The sequence below is a fragment of the Cupriavidus sp. NPDC089707 genome, assembly GCF_044748965.1.
GTDB lineage: Bacteria > Pseudomonadota > Gammaproteobacteria > Burkholderiales > Burkholderiaceae > Cupriavidus.
The window spans coordinates 16,781-36,223 of record NZ_JBIVHB010000007.1 but is presented as its reverse complement, the minus strand read 5'-3'; the positions used below and the strand labels follow the sequence as shown (position 1 = coordinate 36,223).

18 protein-coding genes are annotated in these 19,443 nt (G+C 68.9%); 6 read left to right on the top strand and 12 right to left on the bottom strand.

Features of this window, described 5'->3' with window-relative positions:
* Positions 1-136: 136 nt before the first annotated feature.
* Entirely contained in the window at positions 137-742 is a 606-nt protein-coding gene (locus ACIP1U_RS13490) for a TetR/AcrR family transcriptional regulator (RefSeq protein WP_400315518.1), read from the bottom strand.
* 349 nt (positions 743-1,091) lie between these two features.
* Here ACIP1U_RS13490 and ACIP1U_RS13485 point away from each other — a divergent pair, with 349 nt between their 5' ends.
* The 4 genes from ACIP1U_RS13485 (at position 1,092) to fahA (ending at position 6,408) form a co-directional block, all read left to right on the top strand.
* Positions 1,092-1,478 (top strand): helix-turn-helix domain-containing protein, encoded by a 387-nt coding sequence (locus ACIP1U_RS13485; protein WP_400315515.1) that lies wholly within the window; start codon positions 1,092-1,094, stop codon positions 1,476-1,478.
* Between the two features lie 461 nt (positions 1,479-1,939).
* On the top strand, positions 1,940-3,637 hold the full coding sequence (locus tag ACIP1U_RS13480; protein WP_400315512.1) for an FAD-dependent oxidoreductase: 1,698 nt from the start codon (positions 1,940-1,942) through the stop codon (positions 3,635-3,637).
* 44 nt (positions 3,638-3,681) lie between these two features.
* Positions 3,682-5,001: a homogentisate 1,2-dioxygenase gene (hmgA, locus tag ACIP1U_RS13475; protein WP_400315509.1), complete on the top strand. Its 1,320-nt coding sequence runs from the start codon at positions 3,682-3,684 to the stop codon at positions 4,999-5,001.
* Between the two features lie 144 nt (positions 5,002-5,145).
* The gene (gene fahA / locus ACIP1U_RS13470; RefSeq protein ID WP_400315507.1) at positions 5,146-6,408 is read left to right on the top strand and encodes a fumarylacetoacetase; all 1,263 of its coding nucleotides are present in this window, start codon (positions 5,146-5,148) and stop codon (positions 6,406-6,408) included.
* Positions 6,409-6,438: 30 nt separating this feature from the next.
* On the opposite strand, the gene ACIP1U_RS13465 is transcribed toward fahA, so the two are convergent.
* From ACIP1U_RS13465 to ACIP1U_RS13425, 9 genes are all read right to left on the bottom strand, one after another.
* Positions 6,439-6,849, bottom strand: coding sequence for a 3-hydroxylacyl-ACP dehydratase (locus ACIP1U_RS13465; RefSeq protein ID WP_400316079.1), 411 nt, complete (start codon positions 6,847-6,849; stop codon positions 6,439-6,441).
* A gap of 70 nt (positions 6,850-6,919) precedes the next feature.
* On the bottom strand, positions 6,920-7,732 hold the full coding sequence (locus tag ACIP1U_RS13460) for a beta-ketoacyl synthase chain length factor (RefSeq protein ID WP_400315505.1): 813 nt from the start codon (positions 7,730-7,732) through the stop codon (positions 6,920-6,922).
* Between the two features lie 9 nt (positions 7,733-7,741).
* Positions 7,742-8,944 carry a beta-ketoacyl-[acyl-carrier-protein] synthase family protein gene (locus ACIP1U_RS13455; protein ID WP_400315503.1) on the bottom strand — a complete coding sequence of 401 codons (1,203 nt, stop codon included), beginning with the start codon at positions 8,942-8,944 and terminating at the stop codon, positions 7,742-7,744.
* Positions 8,945-8,995: 51 nt separating this feature from the next.
* Entirely contained in the window at positions 8,996-9,880 is an 885-nt protein-coding gene (locus ACIP1U_RS13450; RefSeq protein ID WP_400315501.1) for a polysaccharide deacetylase family protein, read from the bottom strand.
* Positions 9,877-12,345: an MMPL family transporter gene (locus ACIP1U_RS13445; protein ID WP_400315498.1), complete on the bottom strand. Its 2,469-nt coding sequence runs from the start codon at positions 12,343-12,345 to the stop codon at positions 9,877-9,879. The genes ACIP1U_RS13450 and ACIP1U_RS13445 overlap by 4 nt, the downstream gene beginning before the upstream one ends.
* Positions 12,342-12,914: a LolA-related protein gene (locus tag ACIP1U_RS13440; RefSeq protein ID WP_400316076.1), complete on the bottom strand. Its 573-nt coding sequence runs from the start codon at positions 12,912-12,914 to the stop codon at positions 12,342-12,344. The genes ACIP1U_RS13445 and ACIP1U_RS13440 overlap by 4 nt, the downstream gene beginning before the upstream one ends.
* A gap of 134 nt (positions 12,915-13,048) precedes the next feature.
* Positions 13,049-14,026 carry an acyl-CoA synthetase gene (locus ACIP1U_RS13435; RefSeq protein WP_400315496.1) on the bottom strand — a complete coding sequence of 326 codons (978 nt, stop codon included), beginning with the start codon at positions 14,024-14,026 and terminating at the stop codon, positions 13,049-13,051.
* Positions 14,020-15,780 carry an AMP-binding protein gene (locus tag ACIP1U_RS13430; RefSeq protein ID WP_400315494.1) on the bottom strand — a complete coding sequence of 587 codons (1,761 nt, stop codon included), beginning with the start codon at positions 15,778-15,780 and terminating at the stop codon, positions 14,020-14,022. The genes ACIP1U_RS13435 and ACIP1U_RS13430 overlap by 7 nt, the downstream gene beginning before the upstream one ends.
* Positions 15,781-15,811: 31 nt before the next feature.
* On the bottom strand, positions 15,812-16,465 hold the full coding sequence (locus ACIP1U_RS13425; protein ID WP_400316074.1) for an acyl carrier protein: 654 nt from the start codon (positions 16,463-16,465) through the stop codon (positions 15,812-15,814).
* A gap of 386 nt (positions 16,466-16,851) precedes the next feature.
* Between ACIP1U_RS13425 and ACIP1U_RS13420 the strand changes: the two genes are divergently transcribed.
* Complete coding sequence (locus ACIP1U_RS13420; RefSeq protein ID WP_400315492.1) at positions 16,852-17,112, top strand: phosphopantetheine-binding protein; 261 nt, start codon at positions 16,852-16,854, stop codon at positions 17,110-17,112.
* Positions 17,113-17,140: 28 nt separating this feature from the next.
* Entirely contained in the window at positions 17,141-17,983 is an 843-nt protein-coding gene (locus ACIP1U_RS13415) for a glycosyltransferase family 2 protein (RefSeq protein WP_400315489.1), read from the top strand.
* A gap of 91 nt (positions 17,984-18,074) precedes the next feature.
* Here ACIP1U_RS13415 and ACIP1U_RS13410 read toward each other — a convergent pair whose 3' ends face one another.
* A complete protein-coding gene (locus tag ACIP1U_RS13410) occupies positions 18,075-18,251 on the bottom strand; it encodes a glycine zipper 2TM domain-containing protein (RefSeq protein ID WP_400315486.1) in 177 nt (58 codons plus the stop codon).
* A 143-nt stretch (positions 18,252-18,394) separates the two neighbouring features.
* Positions 18,395-19,294: an NAD(P)-dependent oxidoreductase gene (locus tag ACIP1U_RS13405; RefSeq protein WP_400316071.1), complete on the bottom strand. Its 900-nt coding sequence runs from the start codon at positions 19,292-19,294 to the stop codon at positions 18,395-18,397.
* Positions 19,295-19,443: the final 149 nt, after the last annotated feature.

Below are 19,443 nucleotides of genomic sequence, written 5' to 3'. Positions count from 1 at the left end.
TCAGCCGGTGGCTCTCCGCGCGCATTTTTTAAGACCGACCAGTCGTGCTTTTTTTAGTGCAAAAAAGCGCCCGGAAGGGTTATTGCCCGCCGGCGGGATAGCGCCGGCGCCGATGTCGTTTCCTGGATTTTTTCCGTCAGCCCTGCGTTGCGCCCTCGGCGGCGCGCGCCACCAGCGCGGCAAACGCGCGCCGCGCCATGGCTTCGGCATCCGCGCGGCCCAGCAGCTTGAACGACTGCTGGAACGCCATGCCGATGCCGGACAGTTCGAAGGCAAACTGCCGTGGCTCCACGTCCGGGCCGAACTGGCCTTCGTCGATCACATCGCCCACCACGCGCGCCACCGTGCTATGCCAGTCCTTCAGCGACTGCACCACCAGATCCCGGATCGTGCCCGGCCGGTCGCGGTATTCCTGCCCCAGCGCCATGAACAGGCACCGGCCCTGCGTCACCGTCCCGCCCAGCCACTCCAGGTAGCCCTCGAACAGGGCTTGCAGCCGCGGCATGCCGCGGGGCTGGCGCATTGCCGGCCGCACCACGATGTCACCAAAGCGTTCGATGGCGAGGTCCAGCACCGCCTGCTGCAACGCCTCTTTGGACTTGAAGTGCGCATACAGGCCACTCTTGGACATATTGGTATCCGCGGCGAGCGTGGCCAGCGACAGCTGCTCGAAGCCGACCTTGGTCGCGGTATCGAGCGCCTGCTGGATGATGGCGTGGCGGGTGAGTTGTCCCTTTTGCATGGGGACAAGAATAGCACGACCGGTCGGTTTGTCAACGAAACCGGATGCATGGTAGTTGCCCCGACTTGCGAAGTTGTGCAGCGAAGGCCATAACGTCATACACAGGGCGTGTGACGTCAACGCAAACCGCCAAGCGTCGTTAGTCTCTTTGCGATCCGACGATGTTGTGCAGGATACGGCCTTTTGCCTTCGGTTTGCCGGCCGGGGCAAGAGGCGGATTGCGGACGAATAGCGGACTTGGAAGGAAATCTGCACAAAGTGTTTCGGCGGTTACATACGGAACGCTTTGCGTGCTCTATACTCGAATGCACGTCCGCGCACTTTTTTTCACTGGTGACTGGAGACCGACATGAACAGTACAGCCGTGCCGAGAGGCGCTAGCGAACCGTTCCGGCAACTGCGGGCGCTGCGCCGCGCGCGCAAGCTCAAGCAAGAGGACGTCGCCCGCAAAGCGGGCATCTCGCGGGAAGCCTACCTGCGGGCAGAATCGGGGCAAGCCGATCCCCGCATGTCGACATTTCTCGCGGCCTGCGAGGCGCTGGGCCTGGAAGTGGTGCTGGCCCCGCAGCATCTCGCGGCAGACGTCAACGCCTTTATCGCCAGCCGCAACGGCGGTGTGACGGCAGCCTCGATGGCCGGCCAGCCGGCCGCCGGCGGTGTTCAGGCACCCGCCGCGGCACCGGCGCAGGGCGGCGGCTTCGGCTCCGGCTCCGGCGAAGGCCACAAGCCGGTCTGACCGGCCGCTGCCTGGTCGGCCTCGTCTCGACGGGCCGGCACAGGCGGACGGCGTTCCAGGCCACCGTCCAGCAAACCGGCGCGGCGCGGCCATCGCGCCGCGCCGGTTGTCATCGGCCGGGCGCTGCCCGCGCCACCCGGCGCCTCAATCACGGCGTCGCGATCCCTGCGCGCGGCGATTGCCTGCGTTTTCCCACTCGACTTCCTTAAGACCCGCCGCGTCCTATGCCTGACGCGCGTTGAAGGTCACACTTTTCCCCTTTTTCCGGTTCCGGCCTACAACTCCAGTGGGTGCGCCGCTTCGCGCATTCGCCGACGACGCGGGTTTGACACGCCTGTTTGGTGAGATTACGATATGGTAAATCAATTACGGAATGTGTAATTCCGTACCGAACTTACCCAGACCGGCAGGACCCGCCAAAGGGTTCCCGGGGCGCCAGCGAAGCGCCGCATGGAGACGCCGTGGACACCACCAACCCGCAACGCACCTTCGCGTACCAGCCCAGCGCCGAGCAACGCTCGCAGCCGGCGGCTGCGCATGCGATCCGTCCGGTGGCGGTGGTGGGCGCCGGGCCGGTCGGACTCACCGCGGCGATCGACCTCGCGCAACGCGGCGTTCCCGTGGTGGTGCTGGATGACGGCGACACGCTCGCCGCCGGCTCCCGCGCCATCTGCTTTGCCAAGCGCACGCTGGATATCCTGGACCGTCTCGGCTGCGGCGAACGGGTCGCGGCCAAGGGCGTCAGCTGGCATGTCGGCAAGGTGTTCTTCGGCGACGAGCAGGTGTACCGCTTTGACCTGCTGCCAGAGGCCGGCCATCGCCGGCCGGCCTTCGTCAACCTGCAGCAGTACTACCTGGAAGGCTTCCTCGTCGAACGCGCCGCCGAATTGCCCGGCATTGAACTCCGCTGGCGGCATCGCGTCACCGGCGTTGCGCCGGGCCAGGACAACGTCGCGCTGACGGTCTCGACGCCTGACGGGGACTACGTGCTGCACGCGCGCTACGTGGTGGCCGCCGATGGCGCCCACAGCACGGTGCGCCAGAGCCTTGGCCTGGAAAGCAAGGGCCGCGTGTTCCGCGACCGTTTCCTGATCGCCGATGTGAAGATGGCGGCACCGTTCCCGGCCGAGCGCTGGTTCTGGTTCGATCCGCCGTTCAACCCGGGCCGCTCCGCACTGCTGCACCGGCAGCCCGACGATGTCTGGCGCCTCGATTTCCAGCTCGGCTGGGATGCCGATCCGGACGCGGAGAAACAGCCGGAGCGCGTGATCCCGCGCATCCGCGCCATGCTTGGCGAAGACGTCGCCTTCACGCTGGAGTGGGTCAGCGTCTATACCTTCTGCTGCCAGCGCATGGATGCCTTCCGCCACGGCCGCGTGCTGTTCGCCGGCGATGCCGCGCACCGCGTCTCTCCGTTCGGCGCGCGCGGTGCCAACAGCGGCATGCAGGATGCCGAGAACCTTGCGTGGAAGCTGGCACTGGTGCTTGCCGAACGCGCTGGCGACGCCTTGCTCGACAGTTATGCCAGCGAGCGCGAGGCCGCCGCCGACGAGAACATCCGCCACTCGACGCGTTCCACCGATTTCATCACGCCCAAGAGCGCCGTGAGCCGCACCTTCCGCGATGCCGTGCTGCGCCTGGCGCGCCGCCATGCGTTCGCGCGCCAGCTGGTCAACAGCGGCCGGCTGTCGCTGCCCACCTTGCTGGGAGATTCCCCGCTCAATACGCCAGATCGCGATGTGTTCGCGGGCGCGATGGTGCCCGGTGCGCCGTGCGTGGATGCGCCGCTGCAGCGCCACGGTGGCACGCAGCCGGGCTGGCTGCTCGGCGAACTGGGCAACGACTTCACGCTGCTGGTCTTTGGCGACGCCAGCGCGATCCCGGCCGATGCGCGCCGCTGGCTGGCAACGGCCACGGTGCCGGTGCGCATGCTGTTCGTGGTGCCGCCGGGCCAGCCGGCTGCCCCGCCCGAAGGCCTGCGCTATGCGAGCGACGCCGACGGCCTCGCTGCACGCCGCTACGACGGCCGTCCGGGCACCTGCTATCTGATCCGTCCCGACCAGCACGTCTGTGCCCGCTGGCGAGCCTTTGATGCCGGGGCGGTGCAGGCCGCGCTGTTGCGTGCCCTGTGCCTGCCAGCCAACGGCCAACTGCACTAGAGAAACTTGAACCTCCGACCGACACCCGCAACGCTGACGACACCATGAACCTCACGCACACCCAGCTCGCCGAGCACGGCTACATGTCCGGCTTCGCCAACGAATTCGCCACCGAGGCGCTGCCCGGTGCGCTGCCCGTGGGCCAGAATTCGCCGCAGCGCGCGCCTTACGGCCTCTATGCCGAGCAGCTGTCCGGCACCGCCTTCACCGCGCCGCGCGCGCATAACCGGCGTTCGTGGCTGTACCGCATCCGCCCGGCGTCGATGCACAAGCCGTTCACGCAGGTCGAGCAGTCGCGCTTCCTGAGCCGCTTCGACCAGGTGCCGCCGTCGCCCAACCAGATGCGCTGGAGCCCGCCGGCAATGCCGTCGGTGCCGACCGATTTCGTCGACGGCATCGTCACCATGGCCGGCAATGGCGGGCCGGAAGCGATGAGCGGCTGCGGCATCCACCTGTACCTGGCCAACCAGTCGATGCACGACCGCTTCTTCTACAGCGCCGACGGCGAGATGCTGATCGTGCCGCAGCAAGGGCGCCTGCTGATGGTGACCGAGCTGGGCCGGCTGGAAGTCGAACCGCAGGAGATCGTCGTGATCCCGCGCGGCGTGCGGTTCCGTGTCGAGCTGCCGGACGGCGAGGCGCGCGGCTATATCTGCGAGAACTATGGCGCGCTGTTCCAGCTGCCGGACCTGGGCGTGATCGGCTCCAACGGGCTGGCCAACCCGCGTGACTTCCTGTCGCCGATGGCCAGCTACGAAGACCGCGAGGGCGATTTCGAGCTGGTGGCCAAATTCCAGGGCAACCTGTGGCGCGCCGGGATCGGCCATTCGCCGCTGGACGTGGTGGCCTGGCACGGCAACTACGCGCCCTACAAGTACGACCTGCGCCGCTTCAACACCATCGGCTCGATCAGCTTCGACCATCCGGACCCGTCGATCTTCCTGGTGCTGCAATCGCCGTCGGACACTCCGGGCGTGGACACCATCGACTTCGTCATCTTCGGGCCGCGCTGGCTGGCGATGCAGGACTCGTTCCGCCCGCCCTGGTTCCACCGCAATATCGCCAGCGAATTCATGGGCCTGATCACCGGCGTTTACGACGCCAAGGCCGATGGGTTTGCACCGGGCGGCGCCAGCCTGCATAACTGCATGAGCGGCCACGGCCCGGATGCGGAAACCTTCGAGAAGGCCAGTGCCGCCGATACCTCGAAGCCGCACCATATCGAGGACACCATGGCGTTCATGTTCGAGACCCCGGGCGTGATCCGTCCGACGCCGTACGCGGCGCAGTCGGCCTCGCTGCAGCAGGACTACTACACCTGCTGGCAAGGCCTGAAGAAGAACTTCAACCCGAACGTCCGTTAAACCGCTGGCGCTCGCCATCCCGCCCGGTTTGCTCCCCTCTCCCACATGCGGGAGAGGGGTCGGGGGAGAGGGCCGGCGCCCGCCAAGCACGACGAATTCCCGGTACGCGCGACCCCGTGCCATCCCAACTATCCGGAGCCAACCATGACCGCCCCCCAAACCAGCTGGATCGACAGCGCCAACGACGGCCAGACCCACTTCCCGCTGCAGAACCTGCCCTACGGCGTGTTCTCCGTCAAAGGCCAGTCGCCGCGCGTCGGCGTTGCCATCGGCGACCAGATCCTCGACCTCGCCGCGCTCGATGACGCCGGCCTGCTGCCCGCCGCGGCAAAGGGCACCTTCGCCGGCACGACCCTGAACCGCTTCATTGCCCTCGGCAAGCCCGCCTGGACCGAGACCCGCAAGCGCCTGACCGCGCTGCTGTCCGGCGAAGACGCTGCGCTGCGCGATAACGCCGCCCTGCGCGACAAGGCGCTGGTGCCGATGTCGGCCGCCGTGCTGCACTTGCCGGTGGATATCCCGGGCTACACCGACTTCTATTCGTCGAAGGAACACGCGACCAACGTCGGCCGCATGTTCCGCGACCCGGACAACGCGCTGCTGCCGAACTGGCTGGAAATCCCCATCGGCTACAACGGCCGCGCCAGCTCGGTGGTGGTGAGCGGCACGCCGCTGCATCGTCCGAACGGCCAGATCAAGCTGCCGAACGAAGCGCGCCCGGTGTTCAGCGCCTGCCGCAAGCTGGATTTCGAACTGGAGATGGGTTTTATCGTCGGCAAGGAATCGGCGCTGGGCGAGCCCGTCAGCACCGCCGACGCGCCGGCGCATATGTTCGGATTGGTGCTGCTCAATGACTGGAGCGCGCGCGATATCCAACAGTGGGAATACGTGCCGCTGGGGCCGTTCAACAGCAAGGGCTTCGGCACTTCGATCTCGCCGTGGGTGGTGACGATGGACGCGCTGGAACCGTTCCGCCGCAACAATCCCGAGCAATCGCCGCAGCCACTGCCGTACCTGCAGCAGCAGGACAAGAACGCGTATGACATCGCCCTGGAAGTCGCGCTCCAGCCGGAAGGCGCGGCGGCGCCGAGCACCATCTGCCGCACCAACTTCAAGGCGATGTACTGGACCATGGTGCAGCAGCTTGCGCACCATACGGTGTCGGGCTGCAATGTGCGCGTGGGCGACCTGATGGGCTCGGGCACGATCTCGGGCACCACGCCGGACTCCTACGGCAGCATGCTGGAGCTGACCCGCAACGGTGCCGAGCCGGTGACGCTGACCGACGGCAGCCAGCGCGGTTTCCTGCAGGACGGCGACAGCGTGATCATGACCGGCTTCTGCCAGGGCGAAGGCTACCGCGTCGGTTTTGGCACGGTCTCGGGCAAGATCCTGCCCGCTCGCTAAGCTACGTCAGCCGGCGCTTCAGCCGGCGCGTCAGTCGGCTTGCAGGCCATGCCGGGCGGCATCGAGGATGACCGCTGCCCGGCCTGACAGCAAGGTCCGGCCCTCCGCGCTGACGGTGAAGGCGTACAGCACGCTGGCGCCTTCGCCGCTGACGCGCCGCGCTTCGACAAGCAGCGGCGCGGCGATATCGTCCAGCCTTTCCACCAGCAATTCGAGCTTGCGTACCGACGCCAGGTAGCCGGAGCGCGGGCGCGAAGGGCTGTCGTCCTGCGCCGCCAGCAGTGCGCCGTGCACGGCCATCGCCTGTGCCGCGTATTCGATGCCGCAGACCGCCGCCAGCCGTCCCTGCGCCCGCAGCGGGTTGTCCGCGCGCGCGTGCGTGCCGGACACGCAGCGCACCACGTTTTCATCCCAGTCCAGCACGCCGTCGAGCAGGCACATCGTGCCCTGGTGCGGAATGCGCGCCGCGATCCAGTCGCGGTCGCGCACGGGTGCGGGCAGCTTCACGGTGTCAGGCCCTGGCAGCGGTGCCGAGGCTGGCCACGCCGACCCGGATCTGCAGCCTGTCGAGGTAATCGAGCACCACCGCGCCCGTGTCCGCGCGTGCGATGGCGGCCAGCAGCGGCAACGCGCGCGCGGCCGGTGCCGACTTGCGCAGCGCCTCCAGCGCGGCATCCGGCATCGTGTCGGCGCCGGCCTGCGTCAGCGAGACATCGAGCTGCGCCAGCGTCTGCGGCGTCGGCTGCGGCGTCATCAGCAGGGCTACGCCGAACGGGGCGGGGATGGGCCGATGGCTGTGCAGCGGCTCGGGGTAGCCGGTGTCGTAGGCAATCAATAAACAGGGCTCGGCATCGCCTGCCACCTGCAGCGCGCATTCGAGCAGGCCGGCGCCGAAGCTGCCGTCCATCGCGCACAGCACGTTGGAGGTGCGCATCGCGCCGGCCGCGATTGCCCAGTAGCCGGCGGTGGCGTTGTGCACGGAGTTGTGAAAGCGCGTCGGCGACATCAGCGGGTCCGGCTCGGCCAGGGCTTCGCAGATCGCATGGAAGTTCTGGCCGTCGGCGCTTGACGAGGTGAAAATCGTCGGCAACTGCGCGGCATCGCGGTGACTTGCGGCGACAGCCTGCTGGCCCACGCCCAGCGCCAGGCGCACGGTCGGGCCGGTGCGCCGGCGTTCAGCGGGCGGCAGGCCAGCGGGCGGCGGCAGTTCGGTCGGCGCGTGCGCGTAGGGCGCGCGGCCCGCCAGCATTTCGCGGGCTGCGTCCCAGCCGTTCATGCCCGGGCCGAGCAGGCCGATGCTTTCGATATAAACAGGTTGCGGCATGACGCTGGCTCAGTGGAACGCCGCGTCCGCGCGCGCGAACAGCAGGCTGCAGTTGGAACCGCCGAAGCCGAACGCATTGCTCATGGCATAGCGCAGCGGCACGTCGCGGCTAACGAGCTGGTAGTTCACGCCCAGCGCCGGGTCCGGCTGCGTGGTGTTGATGCCGGCCGGCACCAGTTCATGGCGCAATGCCAGCGCGCAGATCACGGCCTCCAGTGCGCCGGCCGCGCCGAGCGCGTGACCGGTTGCCCCCTTGGTCGAGCTGCACGGTGTACCGGGCAGCACCGCGGCCATGGCCTGCGCCTCGGCGGCGTCGTTGCTGCGCGTGGCGGTGCCGTGCAAATTGACGTAGCCGACCTGTGCCGCTGAGATGCCGGCGCTGGCCAGCGCCTGTTCCATGGCCAGGCGGGCGCCGAGTCCTTCCGGGTGCGGGGTCGACATATGGTGCGCGTCGCTCGACTCGCCGATGCCGGCCAGCAGGATGGCATCGGCATCCGGCGCGTCCGGAGCGCGTTCGAGCAACCCGAATGCCGCGCCTTCGCCAATCGATATGCCATTGCGGGCCACGTCGTACGGGCGGCATGGCTGTGCTGACAGCAGCTCCAGCGAATTAAAGCCATACAGCGTGGTATGGCACAGCGAATCCACGCCGCCCACGATGGCTGCGTCGATCCATCCTGCTTCGATCATGCGCCGCGCGGAGCTGAAGACCTTGGCACCGGACGAGCACGCCGACGAGACCGCCGCGGCCGGGCCGCCAAGGCAGAAGTACTCGCGCACGAAGCCGGGCAGGGAATAAGGGTTGTGCGTGCCGCCGTAGTGGAAGCCTGCCGGCAGCGCGCCGGTATCGGGATCGCGATGTCGATAGCCCAATTCCGTCTGCAGTACGCCGGCGGTGCTGGTGCCGAGAAAGACACCGATACGGTCCGCGCCATAGCGCGCCGCGGCTTCGCGTACGCGTTCCGCGAAATGGTCCGCTTCCAGCCCAAGCCATGCCAGGCGGTTATTGCGGCAGTCGAAGTGCGACAGGTGCGTTGGCAACGTCACCGCATCCAGTCCCGGCACTTCACCGACATAGGTGTCCAGGCGCACGTCGCCAAATCGGCAGGGCGCCAGGCCGCCTCGCCGCTCGCGCAATGCCGTCAAAGTGGCGTCTGCGCCGGTACCGATGCAGCTGGTGGCCGTGAAGTGGGAAAACAGTAGCGGAGACAAGGCTTTGCGCGATTTTTGAGGGGTGGGCTAATTGTAACAAGCCGCGGCGGGTCAGCTTGTCGGCGACTGTCCTGTACGGCTGTCGGCATGCCCTGATTCCACCGCTGCGCGCAATGTCACGCAATGCAGCCCCGCGCGGTCGATGGCGGCAAGCAGGTCCGGCAGCACTGTCGCGCAGTGCGGATTACCGGCAGGATCGATGCCGGGATTGCCGTCGTGCAGCAGCAGGATGTCGCGGCCCGCGAGCCTGGTGGTCAGGCGCTGCGCCACGCGCGCCGCGATGTCGCCGGAGCGGGTATCGAAGCCGCGTCGCGTCCACGCAGCCAGCTGCAGCCCGAGCCGGCACAGCACCGGTTCCAGGAACGGGTTGCGCAGCCCGGCCGGCGCGCGGAAAAAGCGCGGCGCCTGCCCGGTGATGTCGCCCAGCACCTGCTGCGCCGTGCTGATGTCGCGCAGCATCCGGCCCGGCCCGAAAATGGAGAAATGCAGCCGGTGATGCATGCTGTGGTTCTCCACCGCATGGCCGCGCCGGACGATCTCGCGCACCAGTGCCGGATGCGCCGCCGCGCGCTCGCCGATGCAGAAGAAGGTGGCGCGCGCGCCGTGGTGGTCGAGCAGGTCGAGCACGCGCGGCGTCAGCGCCGGATTGGGGCCATCGTCGAAGGTCAGCGCTACGCAGTCCTGCGCGGACGGCGGCAGCTGCAGCAGGTTGGGCCCCAGCCAGGTGCTGCGTGGCCACAAGCCGCCGGCGCACATCGCCGCGTGGGTGGCGGCGATGCCCGCCAGTGCCGGGACCATGCTGCCGGGATGCGCGAGCATGGCGCCGATGCCGGCCACGTGGACCGCGGCTGCGCCGTACAGCAGCGGGCTGGGGCGCCAGTGGCGGCCTGGCGGCGTGTCGCGCCAGTGGCCGCCGGATGCGGTAAAGCGGTTCATGTCGTACTCCCGGCCTGTCCGCTTGCGGCGGTCCCGGCGGCCGCGGGCCGCGCCAGGATCGCCGAGAACCACAGCGCCAGGATGGCGCCGGGGCCGACCGTCAGGCCGAATGCCTGCAGCAAGGGCAGGCTCGACAGTGCCAGCAGCCCGAAGGCGGCCACCGTCGTCATGTTCGCGAGCAGCAGGGAGACCAGCGTATGCGGGGAATTGGCCGCGCCGGGCTGGCCCGCTGCGGCGCCATTGAAGAATAGCGCGTAGTTCGAGCCTACTGCCACCAGCAGCAACAGGCCTACCAGGTGCAGCAGGGTCAGCGGCTGGCCCAGTGCGGCCAGCCCGCCCAGGACGACCACCGCGGCGGCCGCCAGCGGCAGTACCGTGGCCGCCACCCGGCGCGGCGAGCGCAGCGCGATCGCCAGCAGCGCCACGATCGCCAGCAGGCCCGCCAGCGACAGCAGCAGCGCCTCGCGCAGGTAGCCGGCATAGAGGCGGTCGGACTCGCCCTTGAGGTCGACGAAAAGCGTATCGGGCACGTCGGCGCGGGCGACTGCAGCGCGCACCGCGGCGCTGTCGACGCCGTCGCCGGCATTCGCTGTGGCCGGGGCCCGCAGCGGCAGCGTCGCGCTCCAGCGCCCGTCGCGATGCGTCAGCAGCGCATCGATCGCCAGGGCCATCGACGTCCCGCGCAGGTCTTCGCGCCGCAGCAGCGGGCCGGTGCGCGCCTGCTCGGCTTCGGCCAGGAACGGTGCGAACAGGTCGGCGCGCACCGGCTGGCTGGCGACGGCCGCGCGCAGCCGCTGCGCCAGCTCGGCGGGCGGCGGCAGGCTGGCCTGGCGCGCGCGCTGGGTGGCGTCGCTGGGCAGGTAACGCGCGGGGCTTTCATAGCCGCCGATGAAGTTCTGCGCCACCAGCGGGTCGAGTTCGTGGGCGACTCGCTCCGCGCCCTGCAGCACGCTTTCCTGGTCGGGGCCGGACAGCACCACCAGGAAGCGCACGTCGGGCGCGCCAAGGTCGGCGCGCAGCGAGGCGTCGAGGGCCTGGTCGCTGGCGGGGACCGGGCTCAGCCCGGCCAGTTCGCGGCCCCATAGCGCGCCGCGATGCGTCGCCAGTACGGTACTTGCCGCGACCACCAGCACCAGCACCAGCCAGCGCAGCCGGTGGGCGCGTTCGGTCAGCCACGCGAGGCGGCGTCCCAGCGGCGTCACATCGCGCAGATGCAGCGTGGCGGGCACCAGTTGCGGCAGCACGAAGCGCGTCACCAGCGCGGCCGTCGCGAGCCCCGCGATCGAATACAGCCCAAGCTGCGCCAGCCCCGGAAAGCCCGACAGCAGCAGCGAGGCAAAACCGCAGACCGAGGTCAGCACGCCCAGCCGCACCGTGGGCCAGAACCCGCCCAGCCAGGCGCGGTTGTCGCGCTGGCCATTGCGTGTGTATTGCGCCGACTGCACGAACAGGTAGATCGAATAGTCGACTGCCTCGCCGATCAGTGTGGTGCCGAAGCCCAGCGTCAGCCCGTGCACGGTGCCGCCGAAGCCCAGGCTGACCGCCGCGATGCCGGCCAGCGCGCCGCTCAGTACCGGCACCAGTCCCAGCACCAGCAGCGGCACCGACCTGTAGACCACCAGCAGCAGCGTGACGATGATGGCCACGCCGATGGTCGACAGGCGCTCGACGTCGTGCCGGATGGTGTCGCGCGACTGGACCGAGAAGACCCCGGGGCCGGTCATCGCGAGCTGGTAAGGGCCGTTTGCCGCGGCCTTGGCAAAGGCATCGCGGATGGCGTCGGTGGCCTGCGCCTGCGCGTCCGTATCCGAACCCGCGGCCGCGCTTTGCGCCAGCAGCACCGCGCGCTTGCCGTCGCGCGAGGTCCAGGCGCCGGCATGCAGCGGGGGGCGCTGGCCGGCGTCGAGCTGCGTCAGCATCGCCGCGACCTCGCCGGTGGGGTCGCGTGGCAGCAGTGCCTTGGTGAAGAGGCCTGCCGACGAGGCAAGCAGCTCGATTGAATCGTTGACGGCGTGCGCCAGTCCATGCTCGCTGAAACGCTCCGGCGTGACCGTGGGGCTGAGCAGGTAGCGGTGTTCGTAGACGTACTTCCGGTCGGCGTCCTGGTTCAACGGCTCGCCGTTCTGGATGGCGGTGAAGCGCGGATCGCGCCGCAACTGCGCCGCCATTGCGCGCGAAACCGCGGAGCGGCCATCGGCGTTGCCGCCTTCGATGCCGACCAGGATCAGCCGCGATACCAGCCCGTCGCGCAGCTGGCTGACCAGCAACTGCTGCTCGGCACTGGGCAGCCGCGGCAGGAAGGCGGACAGGTCGGCGGTGAAGCTGGTGCGGCTGATCACCGCCGTACATGCCAGCAGCGCGACCAGCCACAGCGCCAGCGCCAGGCGCGCGCCCGGCAGCGTGAAGCGCCGCGGGGCCGAGGGGGGCGAAGGGCGCGAGGGTGGTGTACCGGGGGCTGCGCTCATGGGCGGCCGGCGGGGCGGATCGTCATGACGGAGCGGTCGCCATCGGCCCGGCGGATCTCGACGCGGTCCAGCGCGTCCTGGCTGCCGTCGATGCGCACCTGGCTGACCACTGCAGCCATGCGCGAGTCCGCTGGCGTCAGCGTCAGCGTCCAGCGGCTGGCGCGGCCTTCGAGGTCGAGCTTGTAGTAGCGCTCGAGCGCATGGCGGTTGCCGGCGAGCGTGCCGCGAATACTTTCGATAAAGGCCGCCAGCTCGGGGTAGTTCTGCAGCGGCATGGTGTAGCGCTTGCCGTCGCGCTCCACCGTCAGCATGTCGCCGTCGAGCACCATGTTCTCGGCCTTGGGCGATACGGTGCGCTTCTCCAGGTGATCGGGCGCGGTAAAGAGCAGTTCGCCGGAAGACTGCACCGGCTTGGCCAGCATCGCCAGGTACTTGGTCTCGGTGAAACGGACCCGGCCGGACTTGCGCTGGGCCAGCGTGGACATCAGTTGGTCGACGCCGAAGGCGGGCGCGGCCTGGCGCGCGGAAGGGGCAGCAGGCGCGGACGGGGCAGCGGCGTTGCCCGGCATCGCGATGCCGAACGCGGCGCCTGCCAGCAGCCACGCCAGCAGCGCGCGGATAATGGGCTGGGCGGGCCTGCCGCGCCTGGCGGAAAAGATCGGGTCGGAGTCGAAGGCTTTCAAAACGCTCGAGAGGTCATGGCTCATGGCTCGTTGCCCGGCGGCGGCTGCTCGGAGAGCGGCGGGCCGGCGTGCCAGAAGTCATAGAAGTTGAACCAGTTGTACGGCGCCTTGCGGCTGAATTTCTCCAGCAGCCGCACATAACCGTCCAGTGCCGACTGCACCGCGGCTTCGCGCTGGCCGCGCGCGGTCTGCGAGAAGTCCGCCAGCGGCACGAAATGGACATCGTAGCGGTTGCCGCCGCGATACAGGCCGGTGATGAAGAACACCGGCCGGCGCAGCATGGCGGCCATGCGCAGCGGCCCGGTCGGGAAGCCGGTGGGCGCGCCGAGGAAGTCGCATTGCTGCACCGGATCGGTGGCGCGCTGCGACAAGGTGCGGTCGGCCAGCATGCCGATCATGTAGCCACGGTCGAGGTAGTCGCGCACGCGCAGCATGGTGTCGAAGCGGCCCAGCGCGATCACGTCCTGGCGCATGGCGGGGTTGATCGACTGCAGCACGTCATTGAGCTTGTGCGCGTTTTCCTCGTACATGGTGATGGCGACCTCCATGTCCGGATGCTGCCGGCCGAGCGCGCGCACGACCTCGAAGCTGCCCAGGTGCGCGCCCAGCAGGATCGCGCCGCGGCCGCGCGCCATGGCGGCTTCAAGCAAGCCTTCGCCATGGAGGCGGATGTCGAAGAGGTCGAAGCGGTCGTTGAGCAGGTAGATGCGATCGTGGATGGTCGAGGCAAAGGTGAACACATGCCGGTAGCCGTCGATCCAGTTGGCCTCGCGGCCCAGCGCGCGATCCAGGTAGGCGCGCGAAGCATGGCGCGCCGCCGGCGAGAACAGCGTGAAATAGGCCGCGATCCAGTGCAGCACCACGCGCCCGGCCGGGCGGCCCAGCGCCAGGGAGATCCACGTCATGACGCGCAGCAGCGGGATGTTGCTGCGCTCTTTGCGCCGGGACCAGTCGGCGGTCTCCACCGGCGCGTGCCGTTTCCACAGCCACGTCAGCATGGCGTGCCCTCCGATGCGCGAGCGCGCAGTTGCAAGGTGCCGCTGGCCACTTCGCGTCCGGCACTGCGCAGTTTGATGCACAAGCGGTCGCTGCCATCCGCGGCCGGCTCGGCGTCGTGTTCGATCTCCACGCGCTCGCCTGGGCGCACCGGGCTCAGGAACTTGATCGTCCCGGCCTGCGTGGGCACCAGCGGCCGCCCCAGCGCGGACCCGAGCGCCAGCAAGGCGTGGTCGAGCAGCACCACGCCGGGCACGATCGGATTGCCGGGGAAATGGCCGGCCATGGCGGGGTGGCCGGCGTCGATGACAAAGGCGGGCAGTGCGGACAGGGTGGACAGGGCGGGCAGGGCGGGTGCGGCATCCCGCGCGTAGGACAACTCTGCCACCAGCGCCGCAAGCGCGTCGCGCGGCAGCTTGCCGGCGGCGTTGCGCGGCAGGCGTTCGGCCAACAGCAGCGGACGCGGCAGGAAGGCGGGATCAATGCGTTCGCGCAGCGCCTGCAGGAGCGCCGCCGATGTCATGCCCGGCGCGACGACGACCGCCACCAGCCGTACCACGTGACCCTGTGCATCGCCTTCGTGGCTGTCGCCGGGCATGAAGAAGGCGCCGTCCTGCACGCCGTCGATGGCATTGAGCTGGTGGTCAAGGTAGGCCAGCGAGGTGCGCTTGCCGGCGATATTGAGCAGGTCGCCTTGGCGCCCGTGCAGCAGGAAGTGTCCGGCATCCAGCGGTTCGATGGCGTCGCCGAGCGCCACCGGTTGCTCGATATGCCCGCCCTCGGCCCATGTCAGGGTGTCTTCGCCGCCGTCCGCCGTACGTGGCTGCAGCCGGACGCCGGGCACCAGCGTCCAGATGTCTTCTTGCGCGGTGCGGCGGGTGGCAAGCTGGCCGGTCTCGGTGCTGCCGTAGATTTCACGCAACGGGCCGTGGAACAGGGCTTCCGCGGCGGCAGCCAGATCGCGGCCAAGCGGCGCGGTGGCGCATAACAGCAGGTCGGCGCCCGGCATGGTCATGTCTGCCTGCACCAGCGTGCGCAGGTGTACCGGCGAGCTGACCAGCGCGCGCGGTGCGGGCACCGCGGCCAGTGCGTCGCGTACGTCGGCCGGGTAGAACGCAGGCGCCGACGCCAGCGCGGCACCGCCCTGCAGCGCCAGCATGACGGTGGCCTCCAGGCCGAACATATGCTGCGGCGGCACCGTGCCGACCAGGGTCCATTCGCGCCCGTCGCACAGGCCCAGCCGTTGCGCCGCGGCACGCGCGCCGCGGGCCATCGCGCCCCAGGTCTTGCGATGCGGCACCGGGGTGCCGGTCGAGCCGGAGGTGAAGACGTAGGCCAGGACACGGTCGGCAGGAATCGAAGGCACCGAAGGGACCAAAGGCACATCGGGGCATACGTTCGCATCCGCGGCGGCGGCGGCGCCCTGGCGATAATCGAACACTGGCATTGCCATGGTCGGGGCCGGCTGGTCCCGCAGGCAAAACACGTCCGGCGCGAATGCACGGAGCTGGCGTACCGTCTCGGGGGTTTGCGACGACGGCAGCAGCGTGGCCTTGCCGCGCAGCAGCGCGGCGCACAGGCCGACGGTGAAGCGGTAGCGGTCGGCGCAGGCGTTGAAGACGTGGTCTCCGTCCGGCAGCGCGGCGCTCAACAGCGCCACGTCGGCCAGGAACTTGCGCACTGTGACGGGGCGGCCCTGTACCCACGCCAGGATGGCGGCAGGGTCGGTGTGCGCGATGAGCGGAATCGCTGTCATGGCGGAGGTGCGGGCGGAGGTGCGGCGCGCCTCAGCGCGGCATCCCGGTGCGGGCCGGTGCCACGGTCCGGGCCGCCCGGGCCGCCATCACGGCGCGATAGCCGTGCACCGCATCAAGCAGACCGCCGTGGCGCATGCGGGGAAAGGCGATGCGGCGGCATGCCGCTTCGGCGGCGAACATCGCGGCGATCAGCAAGGGCGTGCCGAGGTTGGCGAAGTTCGACCAGGTCGCCACCGGTGCCAGCACGAACAGCAGTGTCGAGGCGCCCGCCATGGCCGCGAAGAACAGGGTCCAGGCCTGCGTCGCGCGCCGTGCATAGCGGGCGTGCGACGGCGTCAGGTCGCCGTGCAACGCCGAGGCGATCTGCGCACACAATGGCGTGCGGCCGGCACGCAGGGTCAGGCCGAACATCAGGCCGAGGGCAATGTTGACGCCGGCGTGCTGCATCAGGTACGTCCAGCCGAAATGGTGCGACAGCGGTGTACGCCAAAGCCAGAGCGCGGCGCATGCCGCAAACAGTGCCAACAGCGCCGGCTTGCGTCCGGCCGTGCGCAGCGCCGTCAGGAAACCGATCGCCAGGAACGGAAGGACGCCAAGAAACAATGCGGCGACTTCGGCTCCCGGCCGATGGGCGGCATAATGCAGCCCGCATTCATAAGCGACGAAACCGGCGACCCCAAGCATCCATCCCCGGCCGGCCGCCACGGGTGTTGCCTCCGGCGTACCGGCCCTGGCGATCGGCTGGTCCTGGATAGACCGGGCGTGGGAGAAGGAAGATTGGCTCGAGGACATCGTTAGTCGTTATCATGTGTAGCAAACAGCGCTTCAATCGGCGGCCCAGGATTGGCGGAACCCAAAACCTTCGATTGTGCGCCAAGCTGCGAAGCGAACGCTTTATACCTTAAAAGACCCGGTACGCGGTGCCAGGATTCCCCAAAGCCCGGTTGATGTTGTTACCAAACTTCTCTCGACTGGCCCGCCATCGGGGCCTTTGGTAGCATCGGCTGGCCTCCACGGCGCGCCGGGACGATCCGGCCCGGCTGCGTGCCGCGGCGCCCTTTAGCTGCAACATGACCGAACTCGAAACCGAACTCGCCCGCCTGATCATCGACGAACTCGACATCGCAGACCTGCGACTGGAAGACGTCACGGCCGACACGCCGCTTTACGGCGAAGGCTTCGGGCTGGACTCCATCGACATCCTGGAAATTGCCTTGCTGGTGTCGCGCAAGTACGGGGTCGAACTGCGTTCGGACAATCCCGACAACAAAGCCATTTTCGCCTCCCTTGGCAGCCTCGCCGCCTACGTCGCGGCGCAGCGCGCCAGCTAAGCCCGCCACCCGGGATCCGGTGCGCGACATGCCCCAGCATGCCACGCCACGCCCGGTGCCCTCGGTGCCGACCCCGGGCGCCGACGCGGCGCAGCGTTCCCACCTCGTGCTGATCCCCAGCTACAACCCCGGCATGCGCCTGCACGACACGCTGCAGGCCGCGCGCGCAGCCTGGACGCCGGTATGGGTAGTGGTCGACGGCAGCACCGACGGCAGCGATCGCTGGTTGCAGGCGGAGGCCGAGGCCGCCTACCCGGCGCTGCGCGTGCTGACGCTGCCCACCAACCAGGGCAAGGGCGCGGCCGTGCTGCATGGCATTGAAGCCGCGGCGGCCGAGGGTTTTACCCATGTGCTGGTCATGGATGCGGACGGCCAGCATCCTGCCCACCTGATCGGCGAGTTCATGGCCATCTCGCAGCGCGAGCCCGACGCGATGGTGCTGGGCCGGCCGGTATTCGATGCCAGCGCGCCCCGCGAACGGGTCTACTGGCGGCGCATGTCTAATTTCTGGGCCGATGTCGAGACGCTATGGACCGGGATCGGCGATTCTCTCTATGGCTTCCGCGTCTACCCGATCGCGCCGCTGCGCGCGGTGATGCGCGAGACGCGCTGGATGCGGCGCTTCGATTTCGATCCCGAAGCGGCGGTCCGCCTGTGCTGGCGTGGTGTCCGCCCCATCAATGTGGCCGCACCGGTCCGCTACTTTGCACGGGGCGAAGGCGGTGTCTCGCACTTCCGCTACCTGCGTGACAACCTGCTGCTGACCGGGATGCACCTGCGGCTGCTGGCAGGTTGCGTGGTGCGGCTGCCGTTGCTGCTGTGGCGGCGCTTGCGGCTTGCCGGCAAGGCGGAGCCCCGGCACCTGCGCTGAGCACGCCGGTCATGCAAAGCAAGGAAGGCCGCGTAATGCGGCCTTCCTTGCTTTGCCGATCAGCGCCAGGCTGCCAGCTGGCTGCCATCTGTTACTTGCCCAGTTCGTGCCCGATCACGCCGCCGACCACGGCGCCGCCGATGGTACCGGCCGCGCTGCCGTCTGTCAGTTCATGGCCGGCCACACCGCCGGCAACTGCGCCCGCCGCGGTACAGCCAGCCAGCGCCATGCTTGCGCCTATCAGGAGCGCGCCTGCGAGTTTCCACATGATGGTCTCCTGCATCGTTGCCGGGCCAGCCCAGGTGGACGGGCCCATGCGTCCAGCTTAGACGCGGGCCGGCTGGCGGCCTTTCCGGCACGCGCCGAAATCGCTGTAGGAATCGGACGACGGCAAGCGACGCAGCCGCTACCTCAGGCCTCCCTGCCATGCCCCCGCAGGCGCTTGATCAGCGACGAGGTGTCGGCGCGGCCACATCCCATCTGCTGCAGGTCGGCATAGAACTGGTCGACCAGCGCCGTCACCGGCAGCGTGGCGCCGTTGCGGCGCGATTCGTCCAGGCACAGGCCCAGGTCCTTGCGCATCCAGTCCACGGCGAAGCCGAAATCGAACTCGTTGTCGATCATGGTGGGGCCGCGGTTTTCCAGCTGCCAGGATCCGGCGGCGCCCTTGCTGATGACATCCAGTACCAGCGGCATGTCCAGACCAGCGCGCTCGCCAAAGGCAATGGCTTCCGACAGGCCCTGAATCAGGCCGGCAATGCTGATCTGGTTGACCATCTTGGCCAGTTGCCCCGCGCCGGCCTCGCCGATGCGCGTGACGGCGCGGGCATAGGCAGCAATGACCGGCTCGGCGCGCGCGTAGACGTCGGCATCGCCGCCGCACATGATGGTCAGGATGCCTTTTTCCGCGCCGACTTCGCCGCCCGAGACTGGGCCGTCGACAAAGTGCAGGCCACGCTCGCCGGCCGCCGCGTAGAGCTCGCGCGCGACATTGGCGCTGGCCGTGGTGTGGTCGACGAAAATGCAGCCGCTCGGCGCGCCGAAGAAGGCGCCGTCGGGGCCGGTCAGCACCGCGCGCAGGTCGTCGTCATTGCCGACGCAGGAGCACACCACCTGTGCGTCCCGCACCGCCAGTGCCGGGGTCGCTGCCGCCTTGCCGCCGAACTGCGCGACCCAGGCCTGTGCCTTGACGGCGGTGCGGTTGTAGACCGTGACCTCGTGCCCTTTGGCGGCGAGGTGGCCGGCCATGTGGAAACCCATGACGCCCAGGCCGAGAAATGCGACACGCATGCTGCTGCTCCGTTGCTTGATCTGTTTGTGGAATCGGTGAGGGCGCGGCGCTAAGGCCGCGCCCGGCCCCAGAGTATAAGGACGAGAACAGGCGGGGCACAGATACAACAAAGCGGAATGGGGGGCGTAACAGAGTGACGAGGGCGGCAACTATACCCATGTCACTGCTT

Coding starts and splice junctions, on each gene's coding strand:
- ACIP1U_RS13490 (WP_400315518.1), bottom strand. CDS start 742: ATGCAAAAGGGACAACTCACCCGCCACGCCATCATCCAGCAGGCGCTC.
- ACIP1U_RS13485 (WP_400315515.1), top strand. CDS start 1,092: ATGAACAGTACAGCCGTGCCGAGAGGCGCTAGCGAACCGTTCCGGCAA.
- hmgA (WP_400315509.1), top strand. CDS start 3,682: ATGAACCTCACGCACACCCAGCTCGCCGAGCACGGCTACATGTCCGGC.
- fahA (WP_400315507.1), top strand. CDS start 5,146: ATGACCGCCCCCCAAACCAGCTGGATCGACAGCGCCAACGACGGCCAG.
- ACIP1U_RS13465 (WP_400316079.1), bottom strand. CDS start 6,849: ATGTGCCTGCTCGACGGCGTGCTGGACTGGGATGAAAACGTGGTGCGC.
- ACIP1U_RS13460 (WP_400315505.1), bottom strand. CDS start 7,732: ATGCCGCAACCTGTTTATATCGAAAGCATCGGCCTGCTCGGCCCGGGC.
- ACIP1U_RS13450 (WP_400315501.1), bottom strand. CDS start 9,880: ATGAACCGCTTTACCGCATCCGGCGGCCACTGGCGCGACACGCCGCCA.
- ACIP1U_RS13445 (WP_400315498.1), bottom strand. CDS start 12,345: ATGAGCGCAGCCCCCGGTACACCACCCTCGCGCCCTTCGCCCCCCTCG.
- ACIP1U_RS13440 (WP_400316076.1), bottom strand. CDS start 12,914: ATGCCGGGCAACGCCGCTGCCCCGTCCGCGCCTGCTGCCCCTTCCGCG.
- ACIP1U_RS13435 (WP_400315496.1), bottom strand. CDS start 14,026: ATGCTGACGTGGCTGTGGAAACGGCACGCGCCGGTGGAGACCGCCGAC.
- ACIP1U_RS13430 (WP_400315494.1), bottom strand. CDS start 15,780: ATGACAGCGATTCCGCTCATCGCGCACACCGACCCTGCCGCCATCCTG.
- ACIP1U_RS13425 (WP_400316074.1), bottom strand. CDS start 16,465: ATGCTTGGGGTCGCCGGTTTCGTCGCTTATGAATGCGGGCTGCATTAT.
- ACIP1U_RS13420 (WP_400315492.1), top strand. CDS start 16,852: ATGACCGAACTCGAAACCGAACTCGCCCGCCTGATCATCGACGAACTC.
- ACIP1U_RS13415 (WP_400315489.1), top strand. CDS start 17,141: ATGCCCCAGCATGCCACGCCACGCCCGGTGCCCTCGGTGCCGACCCCG.
- ACIP1U_RS13410 (WP_400315486.1), bottom strand. CDS start 18,251: ATGTGGAAACTCGCAGGCGCGCTCCTGATAGGCGCAAGCATGGCGCTG.